This is a genomic window from Microbacterium sp. NPDC087591 (assembly GCF_044743625.1).
GTDB lineage: Bacteria > Actinomycetota > Actinomycetes > Actinomycetales > Microbacteriaceae > Microbacterium.
Map to the genome: position 1 here is coordinate 1,605,289 of NZ_JBIUWU010000001.1, position 17,307 is coordinate 1,622,595.

At 66.1% G+C, this 17,307-nt stretch carries 20 protein-coding genes and 1 tRNA gene; 17 read left to right on the forward strand and 4 right to left on the reverse strand.

Going from position 1 to position 17,307, the window contains the following annotated elements; all coding sequences use genetic code 11:
• Positions 1–60 precede the first annotated feature (60 nt).
• The gene (locus ACIOVG_RS07535) at positions 61–420 is read right to left on the reverse strand and encodes a hypothetical protein (RefSeq protein WP_400871027.1); all 360 of its coding nucleotides are present in this window, start codon (positions 418–420) and stop codon (positions 61–63) included.
• Between the two features lie 201 nt (positions 421–621).
• Here ACIOVG_RS07535 and ACIOVG_RS07540 point away from each other — a divergent pair, with 201 nt between their 5' ends.
• Genes ACIOVG_RS07540 through ACIOVG_RS07560 form a run of 5 tightly spaced genes read left to right on the forward strand, consistent with a single transcriptional unit; the run spans position 622 to position 4,494 of the window.
• A complete protein-coding gene (locus tag ACIOVG_RS07540; RefSeq protein WP_400871030.1) occupies positions 622–951 on the forward strand; it encodes a hypothetical protein in 330 nt (109 codons plus the stop codon).
• Positions 948–1,619, forward strand: a complete 672-nt coding sequence (locus tag ACIOVG_RS07545) for a hypothetical protein (RefSeq protein ID WP_400871033.1) — start codon at positions 948–950, stop codon at positions 1,617–1,619. Before ACIOVG_RS07540 ends, ACIOVG_RS07545 begins: the two co-directional genes overlap by 4 nt.
• Positions 1,620–1,625: 6 nt before the next feature.
• Positions 1,626–2,750, forward strand: coding sequence for a peptidoglycan-binding protein (locus ACIOVG_RS07550; protein WP_400871036.1), 1,125 nt, complete (start codon positions 1,626–1,628; stop codon positions 2,748–2,750).
• Positions 2,751–2,809: 59 nt separating this feature from the next.
• Positions 2,810–3,397: an ABC transporter ATP-binding protein gene (locus ACIOVG_RS07555; RefSeq protein WP_400872707.1), complete on the forward strand. Its 588-nt coding sequence runs from the start codon at positions 2,810–2,812 to the stop codon at positions 3,395–3,397.
• Positions 3,394–4,494, forward strand: a complete 1,101-nt coding sequence (locus ACIOVG_RS07560) for an ABC transporter permease (protein WP_400871039.1) — start codon at positions 3,394–3,396, stop codon at positions 4,492–4,494. Before ACIOVG_RS07555 ends, ACIOVG_RS07560 begins: the two co-directional genes overlap by 4 nt.
• Positions 4,495–4,583: 89 nt before the next feature.
• Here the strand turns inward: ACIOVG_RS07560 and ACIOVG_RS07565 are convergent, their stop codons facing one another.
• A complete protein-coding gene (locus tag ACIOVG_RS07565; protein ID WP_400871042.1) occupies positions 4,584–5,408 on the reverse strand; it encodes a LysR substrate-binding domain-containing protein in 825 nt (274 codons plus the stop codon).
• A 400-nt stretch (positions 5,409–5,808) separates the two neighbouring features.
• Positions 5,809–6,600, reverse strand: a complete 792-nt coding sequence (locus ACIOVG_RS07570; protein WP_400871045.1) for a class I SAM-dependent methyltransferase — start codon at positions 6,598–6,600, stop codon at positions 5,809–5,811.
• Positions 6,601–6,727: 127 nt separating this feature from the next.
• On the opposite strand from ACIOVG_RS07570, the gene ACIOVG_RS07575 reads away from it, so the two are divergent.
• The 8 genes from ACIOVG_RS07575 to ACIOVG_RS07610 all read left to right on the forward strand — a co-directional run bounded on the left by ACIOVG_RS07575 (position 6,728) and on the right by ACIOVG_RS07610 (position 12,657).
• Complete coding sequence (locus tag ACIOVG_RS07575; protein ID WP_400871048.1) at positions 6,728–7,504, forward strand: helix-turn-helix transcriptional regulator; 777 nt, start codon at positions 6,728–6,730, stop codon at positions 7,502–7,504.
• 121 nt (positions 7,505–7,625) lie between these two features.
• Entirely contained in the window at positions 7,626–7,952 is a 327-nt protein-coding gene (locus tag ACIOVG_RS07580) for a low molecular weight protein tyrosine phosphatase family protein (protein WP_400871051.1), read from the forward strand.
• Between the two features lie 344 nt (positions 7,953–8,296).
• Complete coding sequence (locus tag ACIOVG_RS07585) at positions 8,297–8,581, forward strand: hypothetical protein (RefSeq protein ID WP_400871053.1); 285 nt, start codon at positions 8,297–8,299, stop codon at positions 8,579–8,581.
• Complete coding sequence (locus ACIOVG_RS07590; RefSeq protein ID WP_400871056.1) at positions 8,574–8,867, forward strand: transcriptional regulator; 294 nt, start codon at positions 8,574–8,576, stop codon at positions 8,865–8,867. The genes ACIOVG_RS07585 and ACIOVG_RS07590 overlap by 8 nt, the downstream gene beginning before the upstream one ends.
• 514 nt (positions 8,868–9,381) lie before the next feature.
• Positions 9,382–10,041: a hypothetical protein gene (locus ACIOVG_RS07595; protein WP_400871059.1), complete on the forward strand. Its 660-nt coding sequence runs from the start codon at positions 9,382–9,384 to the stop codon at positions 10,039–10,041.
• A gap of 9 nt (positions 10,042–10,050) precedes the next feature.
• Positions 10,051–10,356 (forward strand): hypothetical protein, encoded by a 306-nt coding sequence (locus ACIOVG_RS07600; protein ID WP_400871062.1) that lies wholly within the window; start codon positions 10,051–10,053, stop codon positions 10,354–10,356.
• Positions 10,357–11,384: 1,028 nt separating this feature from the next.
• A complete protein-coding gene (locus ACIOVG_RS07605) occupies positions 11,385–11,792 on the forward strand; it encodes a helix-turn-helix domain-containing protein (protein WP_400871065.1) in 408 nt (135 codons plus the stop codon).
• Positions 11,785–12,657: an alpha/beta fold hydrolase gene (locus ACIOVG_RS07610; RefSeq protein ID WP_400871068.1), complete on the forward strand. Its 873-nt coding sequence runs from the start codon at positions 11,785–11,787 to the stop codon at positions 12,655–12,657. Before ACIOVG_RS07605 ends, ACIOVG_RS07610 begins: the two co-directional genes overlap by 8 nt.
• Before the next feature lie 415 nt (positions 12,658–13,072).
• Here the strand turns inward: ACIOVG_RS07610 and ACIOVG_RS07615 are convergent.
• A tRNA-Leu gene (locus tag ACIOVG_RS07615) sits at positions 13,073–13,155 on the reverse strand.
• 190 nt (positions 13,156–13,345) lie between these two features.
• Between ACIOVG_RS07615 and ACIOVG_RS07620 the strand changes: the two genes are divergently transcribed.
• The 4 genes from ACIOVG_RS07620 to ACIOVG_RS07635 are packed head-to-tail and all read left to right on the forward strand — an operon-like array spanning position 13,346 to position 17,280.
• Entirely contained in the window at positions 13,346–14,062 is a 717-nt protein-coding gene (locus ACIOVG_RS07620) for an FhaA domain-containing protein (RefSeq protein WP_400871071.1), read from the forward strand.
• Entirely contained in the window at positions 14,059–14,583 is a 525-nt protein-coding gene (locus ACIOVG_RS07625) for an FHA domain-containing protein (protein WP_400871073.1), read from the forward strand. Before ACIOVG_RS07620 ends, ACIOVG_RS07625 begins: the two co-directional genes overlap by 4 nt.
• Positions 14,584–14,590: 7 nt before the next feature.
• Positions 14,591–15,898, forward strand: coding sequence for a PP2C family protein-serine/threonine phosphatase (locus tag ACIOVG_RS07630; RefSeq protein WP_400871076.1), 1,308 nt, complete (start codon positions 14,591–14,593; stop codon positions 15,896–15,898).
• Positions 15,895–17,280, forward strand: a complete 1,386-nt coding sequence (locus ACIOVG_RS07635) for an FtsW/RodA/SpoVE family cell cycle protein (RefSeq protein WP_400871079.1) — start codon at positions 15,895–15,897, stop codon at positions 17,278–17,280. Before ACIOVG_RS07630 ends, ACIOVG_RS07635 begins: the two co-directional genes overlap by 4 nt.
• The last annotated feature ends 27 nt before the right edge of the window (positions 17,281–17,307 follow it).

The following is a 17,307-nucleotide window of genomic DNA, read 5'->3' on the forward strand; positions in this document are numbered from 1 at the left end:
TGCATCCCGCGAGAAGGAGCACAGCCGCGCACGCAGCGAGGGCTTTGGTGGCGCCTCGCATCAGGACGAGAAGTTGATGTCCGAGCTCGAGCCGCGCTTGGCGAGGTGGTTCGCTCCATGGACGATGTTGCCGGGGTTCGTCCCGTACACGGACGTGTAACCGTAGCTCCATGACGTGTAGTAGGTCGGGGAACCCGAGTACAGGGTGTAGAAGATCCGCACGCCGAGCTCGCCGCACGTCGAGGAGTACTGCGTCCATGTCTGTGCGCTGCCCTTGGCCGAACTGTTGCCGTAGACGGCTGCGACGGATGAGCATGCACCCGAAGAGCTGCCCAGCGCGGAGGCCGGGCTGGCGCTGCCCAGAGCCAGACCCAATGCCGCCACGACAGCGAATCCCACACCCAGCTTGTTGATCTTCATCGACTTCCCCCTCATGAAAATGGCCCTCATCAGGACCGTAGCCGCACAAGTCGGGTGCCCGCAATGTTTTGTTCCCCGAGTCGCTGGCGATCAGATCGAAGACGAGACGCCAGAGGGCCACCCTTCGACGCGTGTCCGGTGCATGCGCTAGCATCACGAATCAAGGTGGGTGCATTACTTAGAAAACCTCGGAGGGTGATCATGAAGAAGAAGAAGCGTTCCATCGGCGGTGCCATCGCTGTCGCCGCTCTCGTGGGTGCGACGCTGCTCGCGACGACGCCGGCTTTCGCCGCCGACAGCCGGAACGGCTACACGGAGTGCAATCCCAACCGCACGCTGCGGATCACGAGTACGACCTCGGGTTCGGGAAGCACCTTCGCGGTGGGGCATGCGGTGGGTGGCGGCTCCCCCGTCAGCGTCGGCTGGTCGACGGCCGGTTACCACCAGTCGTCGCACGGCGTTGCGGGAGGCAGCTGGGCGATCTCCACGAATGGCTCGATCAAGAGCGGCGGAGCGAGCTGCGCTTCGTGAGTCTCGCCGCGACGCGGAAGGGCGGCATCCTCGGGGGTGCCGCCCTTTGCCTCGTCCTGCTCGCGGGTTGCTCCACACCAGGCGAGCAGCCTGGCTCCGACGCGACGACGGAACCCGGGTCGCCTGACTACCTCCGCGGTCAGGCTGAACAGTGGGCCGAGTACTACGGGGTCGAGGATCCGCCAGCTGTCGAGGTCGTGCGCTACGTCGATACCCCCGAACGCGATGCCGCGCTCCGGGACTGCCTCACCGAGGCCGGATACCCGACGGAGTCCAACGGCGGAGTGAACGTCCCGTCCGGCAACGAAGAGGCTTTCGCGCTGGCGCAATACACCTGCGCCGTGCAGTACCCCGTGCCGGAGAGGTACACGAGGACCTGGTCTGACAAGGAGATCCGTCTGCAGTACGCCTGGACCGTCGACTTCGTCATCCCCTGCCTCGAGGACCGCGGGCATTCCATCTCGGATCCGCCCAGTGAGTCCGTGTTCGTCGACTCGTGGCTCTCCGACCCGTATTTCCCGTTCGCGCAGGTCTCCCTGGCCGTGGCGGAGGACAACTTCAATCAGGCGTGGGCGGAGTTGGAGGATGCCTGCCCGCAACAAGCGCCCGGCGAAGTGCTCTGGGACGGGGTCAGCATCGACGACTGGAAGCTCACGAACGGACGTTGACCACGCATGGAGAATGCCCCCCGCACGACCTCCGGTGACGACCACCCCGGAGCGCGGATCCCCACCAATCGTCGAGGACCACTCCTCATCGTCACGACGATTCTGGCTGTCCTCGCCGCCGGCGCCATCGGCTGGGCGGCTTCATCCGTCCTCACTCCCGCCGACGATCCACTCGAGGCGGCGGATTTCACTTACGTGGAGGTGCAGTCGGGCGCTGTGGGATCGACGACGAAGCTCAACACGGTCGCGAAATGGACTCCGGTTCCTGTCGGTTCCAACCGAGCAGTCGGGGTCGTGACGGCGGTGCCCATCGAACCGGGCACCGAGGTGGGCCCCGGTGATGTGTTGTACCGCGTAGATCAACGCCCGGTCGTCATCGGCCAAGGGGACGTCCCTGCGTTCCGCATGATCGGCCTCGATGCCGAGGGCGCTGACGTCGCGCAGCTGCAGAGCATGCTCGCCGCCCTCGGGCACTACGGCGGAGCCGTCGACGGCATCGTCGGCGTGCGCACCGTCGAGGCGATCCGCGCCTGGCAGAAGGCGCTCGACGTCGAGCAGACCGGTGTCGTCGATGTCTCCGACGTCATCTACGTACCGGACCTTCCCACGCGCGTATCCCTGGACGACGCGGTGATCGCTCGCGGAAACCTCGTGGCTGGCGGCGAATCTGTGGTCCGCGCCCTCTCGACCGCACCGGAGTTCCGGGTACCGGTGACCGAGGCCCAGGCGGCCATGATGCCGACGGGCACTCGGGTGGAGATCACCTCCCCCGGAGGAGACCTCTGGACGGCTGCGGCGGGGAAGCAGGTCGTCGACTCCCAGTCCGGCTCGATCGACATCTCCCTCGATCCTCTCGACGGCGGATCCATCTGCGGCGACGGGTGCTCCCAGATCCCCGTCAACGGCGAGGCGCTCCTGGGATCCGTCATCGTGACAGCCGAGGAGGTCTCGGGCCTGGTCGTGCCATCAGCCGCGCTGGTGACAGGTGCCGATGGCCAGGTCGCCGTCATCGACAGATCCGGAGACAGGTTCGCGGTCAAGGTCATCGCTTCGGCGCGGGGCATGAGCGTCATCGAAGGGGTGGATGAAGGGATGGATGTTCGCGTTCCCGGCACGGAGCCGACTCAGTGACTGTGCACCCTCTCGTCGCTCACGAGATCACCTTCGAGTACGGACGAAGCGATCGGACAGTGCTCGACAGGTGGTCGGCAGAGTTCCCGGCTGGCTCCATGACGGGCATCACCGGGCCTTCCGGCACGGGGAAGTCCACACTGCTGTATCTCCTCGGCCTGATGCTGAAGCCCACCACCGGTCAGGTCTCTGTCGACGGCGTGCCCGTGACACACCTCCATGACGCAGGTCGAGCACGGCTGCGCGCGGACACGTTCGGCTTCGTGTTCCAGGACGCCGCGTTGGATGCGACGCGCACCGTGCTCGACAACGTGACCGAGGTCGCGCTGTACCGCGGACAGAAGCGTGCCGACCTGGCCGGTCGAGCTCGCGAACTGCTCGACCGCTTCGGCGTCGACGTGCCGGCGCATCGCAAGCCCGGCCAGGTGTCTGGTGGGCAGGCGCAACGCATCGCACTCTGCAGAGCACTCCTCAGCGAGCCGTCGATCATCCTCGCCGACGAGCCGACGGGCAACCTCGACCCGGCCACGAGCCGGATGGTCGTCCACGCGCTGCGCGACCGCGCCGCAGCGGGCGCGACCGTCATCGTCGTGACTCACGATCCCGCCGTGGCAGAGGCGTGCGATATCGAGATGAGACTGGGATGAAGACGGCATCCCGTGGCATCGCTATCGCGCGAGAAGCGATGTCGACAGCGGCCTCCCAGCCGGTTGCGTCCATCGTCACGATTCTGATGGTCGCCGGCATGGTGCTCACCGTCATGCTGACGACGGGACGGACCGTGGGAGCAGAACAGCGCGTGATCGCCTCCATCGACTCCGCCGGCACCCGGTCCATCGTGGTTCGCGCCGAGCCGGGAGCAGGCGTCACCTCCGACGTCCTCGATCGAATCTCGGGCATCTCGGGAATCGAGTGGGCCGGCGCGTTCTCCTCCGCGATCGACGCCACGAACGCTGCGATTCCCGATGGCACGCGCGTACCCGTCAGGTACGCGTACGGGAGCCAACTCGACTACCTGGGAGTTCCTGCCGCCGACGCGCCGACGGCGTACGGCTCACCACTCGCGTTGGAGCAGCTCGGACTCGTCGATGGAGCCGGCGGCATCAGTCTCACGACAGGAGCGTCGTACCCTGTCGCAGGGCGGATCGCGACGCCCGATTTCCTCGCCGGTTTCGAACCGCTCGTCCTGGTCTCGCAGCCAGGGGCAGCAGGAGACGAACCGGTGAGTGCACTCGTCGTCATCGCTGAGGAACCCGACCTCGTGGCGCCCGTGTCCACCGCTGTTCTCTCCGTTCTCGCCGCGGACGATACGACGAAGGTGAGCGTGCAGACGTCCGAAGAGCTCGCGGAGCTCAGAAGCCTGATCCAAGGCCAGCTGGGCTCCTTCTCCCGAGGACTCGTCATCGTGATGGTGGCAGTCACAGGGACTCTTGTGGCGATACTCCTCTACGCGCTCGTGATGATGCGACGGAAGGACTTCGGTCGCCGTCGCGCACTGGGCGCCACCCGTGGGCTCATCATGTCCCTGCTGCTCACACAGACCGCGGGGCTCGCCTTTATCGGCGTGGTGATCGGAGCGACGACGGCGAGCGCTGTGCTCGCCGTCGGCGGCGACCCGCTGCCAGGGGCCGAGTTCACCATCGCCGTGTGCGTGCTCGCGATGGGAACGGCCACGTCCGCTGCGTTGCTCCCCGCGATCGTCGCGGCGAGACGAGAACCCATCCGCGAGCTTCGCGTGCCGTGAGTGATCGCTCGAGAGGTCGAGGGAACGCTCGTCTGCGCACCCATGACGCCGGGCCGGGCGCCGACGGCCTCGTCACTCCTCGACACGATCTAGGCGTCCAGGAGGCCGTCCTCCAGACGCGCTGCCTCCAGGACGTGCGCACGAAACCACTGGTGTGCCGGGTCGAGCTCGAACAAGGGGCTCCAGGCGGCCGATATCCCGAACGGCGGCGCAAGGTCGCGGGGAGCCGGGATCGTGCGGATACCGTGCGAAGGGCCCTTGATCTCCCCCAGTCGCGCGGGAACCAGCGCCGTGAGCCCGGCAGCGGTGACGATGGAGAACAGTTCGAGGAACCCCTCCGTGCGTACGACCAGCCGATCGCTGAAGCCCGCCTTCTCCAAGAGCCGGCCAGGCGTCCAGGGCGCATCGATCAGATCCCAGCACACGGCCCAATCGCGGTCTCGAAGCTGCTCGACCGTCTCGCCCGCCTCCAGATCGTCGTCCGCGGCCACGATGCACGCCCATTCGTCCGTATCGAGGAGAGAAGAGGGCAGATGTTCGGGGATGGCGGCGCTGGGGAGGACGATCAGATCGTGTCGGCGCAGTTCGTCGTGCAGGCCGTGATGCATCACATTGGTCGGCGCGTCGACGCGCAGTCGCGCGGACGGTGAGGCGGCTCTCAGACGACGGAGCAGAGGGGGCACGATGACTTCGGCCTCGGCATCCGAGATGAGGACGGAGAACTCCCGCGTCGTCGTCGCGGGATCGAAGGGCCCCGTAGCGAGGACCACTTTCCCGATGTCGCCGATCGTGTCGGTCACGACGGCAGCGGGCGCGATCCTGTATCCCGTCTTCGCCCGGAAGGTCTCCGGCTCCCTGCTGCGCACAGCGGCGTTCTGCATCGCGGGTGCAGGCTTGATCGGAACATCGCTCACCACGACCGAATCGCCCGGTCACGAGCATCCCCTGCTCCACCAGGCCGTCGTCGGGCTTCACCGCGACGTCGGCATTGCGCACGAGCGCACGCAGTTCGATCACGCTGGCCCTCTCGGCGAGAGTCGTCTCACTCCCCTTTCCCTCCAGAGTCGCGGTCTCCGCCTCCAGCGCGGCAAGCGTGGCAGGCGGCATCCATACGGCGGGGGAAGTCATGCCAGATCCTTCGATAGGCAGCGAAGCGGGCAATGACGCACGGGCGGTTCGCGGCTGCAGTTGCCGACAGACGTGCGTCGGATTGCCTGCTGGCGGCCAGCAGGCGTAACCACCGACCATGTCGAGTCGCCGCAGCAAGTCGACATCGGCGCGCGTCACCGTCGTCGGGCTCTGGGCGAGGGAACCCTACCTGCGATAGATCATCTCGCCGTGGAGAACGGAGAACCATCCGTCCTCGTCTGCGGCCCATTCCATCCATGCGTCGCTGATCTCTTGCAGATCAGCAGATGTCGCCTGGCCGGAGGCGGTGAGCTGCCGTGCGATCGCGGAGTTCACGATGCGATCGGCCCACATCCCTCCCCACCAGGCACGCTCGGCGGCTGTCGAATAGCACCAGGTACTGGAGGTGGCGGTGACCTCTTCGAAGCCGGCGGCGTGGGCCCACGACAGCAGGCGGCGTCCGGCATCCGGCTCCCCGCCGTTGGCGCGCGCGGCCGTGCGATACAGGTCGAGCCAGGTGTTCAAGGCGGGGAGCTGAGGCCACCAGCAGAAGCCGGCGTAGTCGCTGTCACGCACGGCGACGATGCCACCGGGCTTCGTTACGCGTGCCATCTCGCTCAACGCCCGAACCGGGTCGGTGACGTGCTGCAGCACCTGATGCGCGTGGGTGACATCGAAGGTGGCGTCGTCGAACGGGAGCGCATGGACGTCGGCGACCCGGAAGTCGATATTCGTGCTGGTTCGTTCCGCGGCGGTGGCGCGCGTGAGTGCCAGCTCGTCCGGCCCGATCTCGGTCGCGGTGACTTCGGCGACGAGTCCGGCGAGATCGACTGTGATCGTGCCCGGTCCGGCGCCGATATCCAGCAGCCGGTCCGTGGGCTTCAATAGCGGAAGCAGGTAGGCCGCCGAGTTGTGCGCAGTGCGCGAACGGTGCGATCGCAGGACCGATTCGTCATGTCCGTGGGTGTAGGCCGCCATGGGGTTCCTTACTGATGTGGGGCGTCTTCAGTACGAGCCTCCGGCTCCGGGCGGCTGGGCGGAAGGCCGTAATCTTCATAGGAGTCCCGCACCCACTGGCGCGACCGACGCAGAAGGAGGCCGCCATATGCCCAATGAACTCGGCGACTTCCTCCGCGCCCGTCGCACAGACGCGGCGCTCCAGCCTCCTGTTCCCGGCGGGGCCGGTCGACGTCGTATCTCAGGCCTTCGCCGAGAAGAGGTGGCATCGGCAGCGGGGATCAGCGTGGACTACTTCATCCGTCTCGAGCAGGGCCGCGAGAAGCACCCCAGCGACACCGTCATCGACGCGCTTGCACGCGCGCTATCTCTCACGAGCGACGCGAAGGAGCATCTTTACAGGCTCCGCGGGGCGGCTCCCTCGGCTGAGCGAGGCACCCACACCGATGACGGCGCCCTCTCTGCGCGGATGACAGCTCTGGTCGAGGCGGTCAGCCCCAATGCGGCGTATGTCTTGGACCGGCTGAGCAACATGATCGCCGCGAACGCGGAAGGCCTGGCACTCTACGAGGGTTTCGCCGAGCTCACGCCCCAGCAACGGAACACATGTCGGTATCTCATGACCGATTCGCGTGCGCCGCAGAACTTCATCGAATGGGAAGAGCTCGCGCGCGGCGCCGTGGCTCACCTGCGCGCCGCCAACGCCGACGACCTCCAAGACCCTGAGTTGCAGGCGCTTGTCACCGACCTCAGCCGGCAGAGCTCGCTCTTCACAGACTGGTGGAGCGAGCACATCGTCCAGCGGCGACGGGCATCAATCACACATATTCGGACCAGCACCGGCGACGTGGTCGCCCGGCGCTACGAAGTCCTCCACCTGCCCGATGAAGCGCTGCGCATGACCATCTGGCTTCCCGGAGGGTAGCGAGAGGGCGGTCACGGATTCGGCACGCAGCATCACGGCGTCATCCGCACGCCACCACCACCGTGGCGACGGCGGCGAGCAGTATCGCAGCGCCGCCGACAGCGCACCCTAGCCTGAGGGGATGAACGTGCTCTTCGTGTGCAGCCGGAATCGGTTGCGCAGCCCCACAGCCGAGAACGTGTTCCGTGACTGGCCGGGAGTCCAGGTCGCCTCCGCCGGCCTCGCACCTGACGCCGACGAGATCCTCACCGCCGAGGACATCGACTGGGCCGACGTGGTCATCGCGATGGAGAAGAAGCACAAGGCGGAGATCAGCCGACGGTTCATGCCACAGCTGCGGGATACCCGGATCGTCGCTCTCGGCATCCCCGATGACTACGGGTACATGGACCCGGAACTCATCGAGATCCTCCGCGCGAAGGTTCCCCCGCACCTTCGGCGCCGCTGATGCCCTCCGGTGGAGCCGGGTCTACCGCAAGATGACGCGTGCGGCCCCGTGATGACCGCGAGGACTCCGAGAGCCAACGCCCATCCATGTCGAACGGAACAGAAGCGCGGTAAGGCTAGGCGGCTGGCGTATCGCGAGCGAAGTCGCTCCTGTTTCCATTGTGGAAACTTGCTGGTACTGTTTCCATTATGGAAACAGGCAACGGGCGATCACCGGAGCGAGATGAAGCGCACGCGATGCTTGAAGAGGCACGCCGAGCTGAAGCGGAGACGCGGAACCCGCCGTTGCCATGGTGGTTCTTCGTCACGCAAGCGGCGCTTCTCACCGCGATCTGCAGTGCACAGATGCTCCCCCTCGGGCCGTCGCGAGTGGTGACGATCCTCGGGCTTGTGGCTGTGGTGGGTGTCGGAATGCGGATGGTGTTCACGAGGCCGGGGTACGGCGTCGTCTGGCCTGATGGTCGGGCGGTCTTTCCGTACATGATCGCGATGATGATCCTGGTCGGCGTTCCGGCCGTGCTCGCGGTGAGTCTCGAGGTCTCGTGGCTGTGGCTCGTCGCTGGCGCACTGGCAGGGGTGACGACTCTGGAGATGGGGCGTCGGTACCGCAAGGTATACGGGCGTGACTGAGGCGGGATTCGATCCCTTGATCCACGCCCCGCATCGGCTGCGAATCTGCGCGATCGCGCATGCGGCGACGCATGTCGAATTCGGTGAGCTTCAGGAACGACTGGGTATATCGAAGTCCGCCCTCAGCAAGCACGTCGCCCAGCTCGTCGAGCACGGGTACCTGAGGGAAGAACACCTGACAAGAGAAGGACACTCACGCCTGCGCCTGTCACTCACCGAGCCTGGACGTCGCGCGTATCGCGGGCATACAGCCGCGTTGAAAGAGATCATCGAGGCGGCCGAGTGACCATCAGGCACTCGAAGCGACTGAGCGATCCGGAACTCATCGAGAGCCTTCGCGCGATGATTCCCCCACCTCCAGCGCAGCGGATGCCTGGCGCCCTCGCGTCCGTGCGCGGGGATGATCAGGAGCTTGTCTTCCACCAGGGTTCTTGAAGCTCACGCCACCACGCCCGTTCCGTGAACGGATAGCCGAGCGCTCGGAGTTCAGCCGCGAGCAGCCGAAGCTCCCGGTCGAGTTCGTCACGATCCTGCTTGTGTCGGAGCAGTGCGATCTCGTAGCCCCAAGCCTGACTGAACGACTCTTCCCACAGAGTCAGCCTCCTTCACTGCCCGCCACGCGGTTCTCGGAGATCGACTCGGTAAGGATTCCGCAGGAGTGACGAAAAGGCGGCACCCCGGCCCGCGCGGCGATGTCTCTCCCCCACCAAGACTGGAGATCGTCCGCGGCAAGCGCGGCGATGCGACGGGGTGGCAGGGATGGCGATCGCGCCCCGTCAGACCACGAAAGGAAGAACTGAATGCGTTCAGCAGTAAGAGCGGCCATCGCGACAGGCATGGCGGCGCTACTGGCCTTCAGCGGCGCGATGACGGCGCACGCCTCGACAGTGGCGGAACCCGGCCCTGCACCGACTCTTGCAGGCACGGAAACCCTCCAAGAGGGTGACGTGATCGCATGGTCCCCGGTACTCGGGGCGGACGACTGGGTCGAGTTGGGTCAAGCCGAGACGCCGGCCGCCGGGTCGACCGCTGAAACGGAAGCGCAGCCATTGGCTACGATGACCCGCGCCGCAGTCAGTTGCGGCAGTAGTACGAGCGTGCTCGAGAAGTACTCGAGCAAGTACGACGGCACGATCAAGCTGGAATGCGGGTCCGCTGGCGGCTTCGGACTCAAGCACATCCTGAGCAGCCATCCCGAGCAGCAGTGGCGGAACCAAATGGGCGGTCCGGGCAACGTCCAGGACTTCATCAAGTACCTGATTCGAGGAGGTCTGAGCGCTCCGTCTAAGAAGGGCAACGTCTCGGCAAGCAACAAGCGTTGCTACTCGACGCCGACGATGATTTACGAGATGGTGAACGGCAAGCCGAAGTACAAGAAGACGATCAACGCATCGATCTTCGTCTCGGTCAACAACAAGCGCGTGGTCACCGCGATCCCCAGCACGACAAGCCGGTGTTAGGTTCAGGGCATGTTCGAGACGATGGTCTTCAGTTGGGATCACGCGTTCCCGCTTGAGCAGTACGGTGATGACGATGAGCCCGACATCCGCGACGTGCTACCGGCCGGGCTGGTCGCGCGTCTGACCGAATGGGGCGAGCGCTTCGACGCTGCATGGGACTACGAGGTCGCGCTGTTCCGACACAGACAAGACCGCGAGGAACTCGATCGGGAGTTCCGGCAGTTGGCAGCTGAACTCCGCGCTCTCGGTTACCCGTTCACGGAACGAGCATGGTGGCGTGATCTTCCGGAACCCTGGTGGAAGACAAGCCCCTGACATGATCAGCGGACCGAGGCATCGCGCTCTGGCATCAGCCGCCAGGGCGCGATGTGCTGCCTGGCGCCTGCCGCGACGATGTCGACTTCCGGCCGCGACTCGATATGGTCGGTGGTTACGTCTGCCGGCTCCCCGTACCGCAAGATCGATCTGCCATGACCACGCCCGCCGTATGGACGCCGCCCGCCACGCTCGCTGCCTTGGAGGCGGAGAAATTGCGTCACTGCGCTTGGACGAATCGCTGAACGACCCAATCGATACCGGAGAGCAGCCGGCCGAGCACCGATATCGCTCGGATCCGGTCCGATGGACGCCGTCGACGGCTCTCGAAATCGGCAGTCGCTCCCCAGCAGCTCGGACGAGGCGTTTCGGTGCATGGGTGAGAGCGAGGAGGAACGTCGCAATGACCGCGGTTCCGTTTAGTCGGTAGCGACATGGGCGGTGATGTAGCTGTCGAGATAGAGCTTGAGCTCGTCGAGCAGCGAAAGCGCAGCCGTCACCTCGAGGTTGTCGGAAGAGTCACCGTGTGCAAATGCGGTTGCGCACCCCCAGGATGTCTCCCAGGCTGTCCTCCAATTGAGGATTTGATTACTCCCCCGAGCGCGACAGTTGCCCCAGAAGAGGACCGATGGGATAGTCCGCGGTCACATCCTCAAGCATGCCAAGAGCAACGTGCGTCAGTTGGCGCGTGAGCCACAGTCAGCCGAGGCGGGCCACCCCTCCCCGGCTGACTGTGGCTAGCCTCAGCCTGCGAGGTCTTCTCGCACGAACGTGAACTCGATGCTCTCAGCTGGGCCATCATCTTGGAAGAGTGCGCCAGAGCGTGCGACACCGCATGCCACCGAAACCGTGCTGCCGTACTTCTTTTAGTACGGCGAACCGGACAGCACGTATCCGGGAGGCGGGGTCAGCGTCGCATGCCCCCATCCCTGGAACCTGCCGGGACCCTCTGAACACGAGACAGCCCGGTTGTTCTGGATTCGCGCCTTGTTATGGCCGTTTACGTACGTTTGTGTAAGAATAGAGACGTGAACGAGCTCTTGAGCGTGGACGATGTTGCAGAACGGTTGCAGCTACGGCCGAGGACGATCCGTGAATACATCCGGAGCGGTCGGCTGCGAGCGACGCGCATCGGCAAGCAGTATCGGATCCGGGTCGAAGATCTGGATCTCATCCAGCAGGTGCGCTCCATCAGGGTTGATGGCGAACCGGTGGTCAGCGCGACTATCGCTGTGCGCATTGAAGCGGCGGACCACCGTCAGGAGGAGAGAGTGTTCTCGCTTCTCAACGTCGTCGGCGGTTCGCCCGGAGTGGCGCTACAGGTCGCGCGCGATCCGGAAGGCGGCGTTGTCCAGGTCGTCGCGACGGGCTCCCTCGCCGCGGCTCTGGACGTCCTCACGAGAATCAGCAATGCGATGGAGGCTACCGATGACTGATGACCGACGATTCCGGACAGACGCCGGCGCGAGCGAGATCCGCGACTCCTACAACGACCTCATCGAGAAGTACCTGCCGAACGTCGTCCGGCGCACCGCTCCCACCTCGATTGGTCCGGTTGCAACCTTCAGCGCCGGGCCTGAAGATGGAACGCCCGTCATCCTCTTGCATGGCTCAGGATCGACGGCCGTCTCGTGGGCTCCGACCATCATGCGACTGTCGAACGAGTACCGGATCCATGCAATTGACCTGCCTGGGGAGGCGGGACTCAGCACAGCGACGCGTGTTCCCTTCAAAGCGGACGCGCAAGCGCGGTGGCTCGCCGAGGTGCATCGTGAGCTGGTAGACCGACCATCTATCTTCGTGGGAGTCTCTATCGGCGGCTGGATCGCCACCGCGCTGGCCGCATACGAGCCGGAGCGTGTCTCCCACCTCGTTGTGCAATCGGCGAGCGGTTTCGGTCCACGCAAGACTCTGCCGCTCGTCCTTGCCGGGGTGCTCTCGATGCTCGGGGATGGCGGGCGACGTCAGGCGCTGGCGTACCTGACCGGACCACGGTCCCACGCCAAGAACCGGTCGACGATGCAGCGCGATCTCGATGCGTTCGCTCTGCGCACGTTCGCACACTTCGCCCCCCGCACCGACCCGCTCCCCGAACTTGCGGATGAGGAGCTCGCCCGCGTCCGCGCTCAGGTGACGGCGTCCTTCGGCGCGCGCGACCGGATGCTCGATGCGGGAGCGGCAGCTCGCAGGATCCGAACTGTTCTCCCAACAGCGTCCATCGACCTCAGAGACGGAGTGGGGCACCTCGTCGACGACCAAGAGACCCTCACCAGCCAGCAACTCAGCGCGCTGCTTCGATAAGAGAATGCTGGCGCCACCGACCTGGGCCTGTCTTCCGACGAACTCGCTGGAGTACGCGATGCTCTGCCCGCTCGGGAGGTTGTCGGCTCTCGTGACGGTATCGACGCACCCGCAACAACGTTCGAAGCAGGATGTCGGGAAGGTCTTCACTGTCCTGAATCCGCGCCCAGATTGGCGCGTCGACGAGCACCCGTAGATCCCGCTCCGCACGACCGTCGGTGAGCAACGGATGCTTGTCGGGATGGTGCGCTCGAAGCTGGAACGGCGTTTTCACGGTCTTCGTATGCCTCTCGCTCGAGGCAAGCATCCCATGACCAACTTCACCGGGAACAGAAGAGGCCGGTCAGTTTTTTAGCCTGACCGGCCTCTTCAATTTACGAACAATTGGCCCTGAATTTACGAACAGGGCCCGCTGTGCGCGAGGGGGGACTTGAACCCCCACGTCCATAAGGACACTGGCACCTGAAGCCAGCGCGTCTACCATTCCGCCACTCGCGCGAGCGTCTCGTTCCGAAGAACTCAACTTTGCGAGGATATCACGCGTCTGGAGCACGGAGAAATCAGCGCAGCATCCCGCAGTTCTGGGCCCTGGACGCGCCCGGATTTCGCCCCACAGCGCCGCTGCGGGGCGCACTTCCAGGTCACCTGGCTACGATGTCCCTACCAGTTGGCATGCCAGAGGAGCCCAGTGGGACTACTTGACAGCTTTGAGAAGGGTCTCGAGCGCGCCGTGAACGGCGCCTTCGCGAAGACCTTCCGCAGCGGCATCCAGCCGGTGGAGATCGCTTCGGCACTCCGGCGTGAAGCCGATACGAAGGCCGCGGTCGTGAGCCGCGATCGCATCATCGCGCCCAACAGCTATGTCGTGCGTCTCAGCCCCGACGACGCGGACCGCATGCGCGGCCTCGGCGGCGCGCTGACCGACGAGCTGCACGCTCTGCTCACCAAGCACTCGAAGTCGCAGGGGTATAGCTTCGCCGGCCCACTCGCCATCTCGCTCGAACCGGATGACAAGGTCGCCACCGGCACCGTGCGCGTCAGCTCCGGCACCGTCGAAGGCCGCGTCAGCTGGCAGGCCGTGGTCGATGTGGACGGTCGCCGTCACTCGATCACCCGCGCCCGCACGGTCATCGGCCGGGGAACGGATGCCGACATCACCATCGCGGATGCCGGATCCAGCCGCAAGCACGCCGAGATCCTGTGGGACGGCGAGCGAGCCATGATGCGCGACCTCGGCTCCACCAACGGCACCAAGGTCAACGGTCAGAAGCTGCGCGAAGCAGCCCTCCCCAGCGACACCACGATCACGATCGGCCGCACCGACCTGGTGTTCAAGATCGTCCCTGTCGCATCCCCTTCCCGTCCGACGGATGACTCCACCCGGGCGTTCGGAGCCCTGTCATGAGTGAACTCGTCCTGCTCCTGCTGCGCATCGGCTTCCTGATCGTGCTGTGGTTCTTCGTCTTCGGCGTCATCTACTCCCTGCGCGCCGACCTGTTCGGCGTGAAGGTGCGCAAGCTCCCCGTCGAGGCCACGGCGGGTGGAGCTCCTGCGGCGGGCGCCAGCCCGACCCCCGCACCGACCCCGAGGCCGGCATCCGCGAAGCCCTCGACCGGTCCGGCGACGATCGCGACGGCGAAGCGCCTGGTCATCACGTCCGGCCCCAAGGCGGGGCTGGAGCTTCCTCTCGGCACCGACTCCCTCACGATCGGTCGGTCCAGCGAATCGGCTCTCGTCATCCGCGACGACTACACGTCCAGCCACCACGCGCGCCTCATGCTGCGCGGCGACAGCTGGGCGATCCAGGACCTCGACTCCACCAACGGCACCTTCGTCGCCGGCCAGCGGGTCTCGGGGTCCCCCGTCGCCCTCTCGCTCGGCACGCCCGTCAAGGTGGGCGCCACGACCTTCGAGCTGCGAGCCTGACCCCGGCATGGTCTTCGAAGGCTCGAGCTCTGCGATCTCCCATACCGGGAAGGTCCGCTCCAACAACCAGGATTCCGGATACTCCGGAGCGAACCTGTTCGCCGTCGCCGACGGCATGGGCGGCCACGCCGGCGGTGACGTCGCCTCGAGCATCGCGATCCAGCACCTCGAGCCGCTCGACCAGGGCTACGCCTCGACCGAGGATGCGCAGGCATCACTGCAGGCCGCCGTCACCACGGCCGCCGGCGACCTGATCCGCGCCGCCAAGGAGCGCCCGGAGCTCGCCGGCCTCGGCACCACGGTCAGCGCGATCATCATGGTCGACGATTACGCCGTCATCGGCCACATCGGCGACTCGCGCATCTACCTCTACCGCGACGATGCGCTGACGCAGATCACGACCGATCACACGTTCGTGCAGCGTCTGGTCGACTCCGGTCGCATCACCCCCGAGGAGGCGCGCTACCACCCGCGCCGTTCGGTGCTCATGCGCGTGCTCAGCGACATGGACTCCGACCCCGAGCTCGACCTGTTCGTGATGCACACGCAACCCGGCGACCGCTGGCTGCTGTGCTCCGACGGGCTCTCCGGCGTGGTCGACGAGACCCGGGTGCTCAAGGCGATGCGCCTGGGCATGGCTCCCGGGCGCACGGCGGACAATCTGCTCAAGCAGGCCCTCGACGGCGGAGCGCCCGACAACGTCACGATCGTGCTGGTGGACGTGGGCGGACACCACCCGCTCTCCTCCGGCACCCCGACGATCGTCGGTGCCGCGTCGAACCCGCCCGGCGTGCTGGTGCCCTCCGCCCGCCCTGCCCGCTCGAACTGGCTGCACCCGGTGCGCCAGGCGGCGAACGAGCCGAGCCACTTCGAGCCCGCGGCCGAGTACCTCGAGGAGCTCATCGAAGAGGACCGTCGCCGTGCGAAGCGCCGCCGCCTCGGCTGGATCGCCGGTGTGCTCGTCGTCATCGCGATGCTCGGCTTCGCGGCCTTCGCCGCCTACAGCTGGACGCAGACGCGCTACTTCATCGGCGCCGACGACGACAGCGTCGTGATCTTCCAGGGTGTGCAGCAGAACATCGGGCCGATCACCCTGTCGACTCCCGTGCAGGACACCGACATCCTGCTCGCGAACCTGCCCGAGTACCAGCGCGCCTCCGTGGAGCGCACGATCTCGGCGCGCTCGTTGTCGGATGCGATGGCCATCGTCGATCGGCTGCGCGCGGGGGCCGACGCGAATGCGCTGCCGACGCCCACCCCCACACCGACTCCCCTGCCGATGCCGACCGAGACACCGGCCGGAGGTGACGGATGAGCACCGACGTCTCCGCCGACACCAGCGTCATCAAGGCCCTCAAGCGCATCCGCCTGCCCCAGACGCAGCGCAACCGCGAGTTCTGGTTGCTGCTGTTCGCCTGCGCCATCGCCGGTGCATCGCTGACCCTGGTGCAGCTCGGCGCCCTGGGCGTCATCGACCCTGTCGTGCTCGGCATCGGCGGCGGCCTGGCCGTGCTGGCGTTCGCGCTGCATTTCGTGCTGCGGGCCGTGGCCTCCGACGCCGACCCGTTCGTGCTGCCGATCGCGACGCTGCTCTCCGGGCTCGGCATCGCGATGATCTACCGCATCGACATCGCGTTCAAGAACACCGGATGGGATGCGTACTCCACGAAGCAGCTGGCGTGGACGGCGATCTCGCTCGCGGGCGCCATCGCGGTCGTGATCGCGCTCCGCAACTACCGCATCCTCTTCCGCTACACCTACATCTTCGGCCTCGCCGGCATCCTGCTCCTGCTGCTGCCCTTCGTGCCGGGACTGCGCATCCCCGACGCGAACGCCGCGGTGTGGGTGTCGCTCGGCGGCGTCTTCGCGTTCCAGCCCGGCGAGCTCGCCAAGATCTGCCTCGCGATCTTCTTCGCCGGCTACCTCGTGCGCACCCGCGAGAGTCTGACCTCGGTCGGCACGCGCTTCCTCGGCATGACCTGGCCGCGCATGCGCGAACTCGGACCGGTGCTCGTCGTCTGGGTCATCTCGCTCGGCATCATCGTGCTGCAGCGCGACCTCGGCACCGGAACCCTCATCTTCGGCATGTTCGTCGCGATGCTCTACGTCGCCACGGGCAAGACCAGCTGGGTCGTGATCGGCCTGACCCTGGTGGTCGCCGGCGTCGCGGTGGCCACGCAGATCCTCAGCTATGTGCGCGGACGCTTCATCAACTGGCTGTTCCTGTTCGACCCGAACCAGGTCGACCCGGATGGCGCGGGCTATCAGCCGATGCAGGGACTGTTCGGCCTGGCTCGCGGCGGACTCATCGGCACCGGATGGGGCCAGGGCCGCCCGGAGGTCACCCCGCTCGCCCACAGCGACTACATCATCACGAGTCTCGGCGAGGAACTGGGCCTGATCGGGCTCTTCGCGATCCTCTGCCTCTACATGGTGTTCGTCAGCCGGGGCGTGCGCATCGGCCTCGCTGGTCAGGACGACTTCGGCAAGCTGCTCGCGACGGGGCTCTCGTTCACGATCGCACTGCAGGTGTTCATCATGGTCGGCGGCGTGACACGGGTCATCCCGCTGACCGGCCTGACCACGCCGTTCCTCGCCGCAGGAGGTTCCTCGCTCGTGGCCAACTGGCTCATCGTGGCGCTGCTCCTGCGCATCTCCGACGGCGTGCGCCGCCAGCCCCGGGTGGTGATCGGATGACCCGTCTCCACCCGCGTCGGTCTCTGA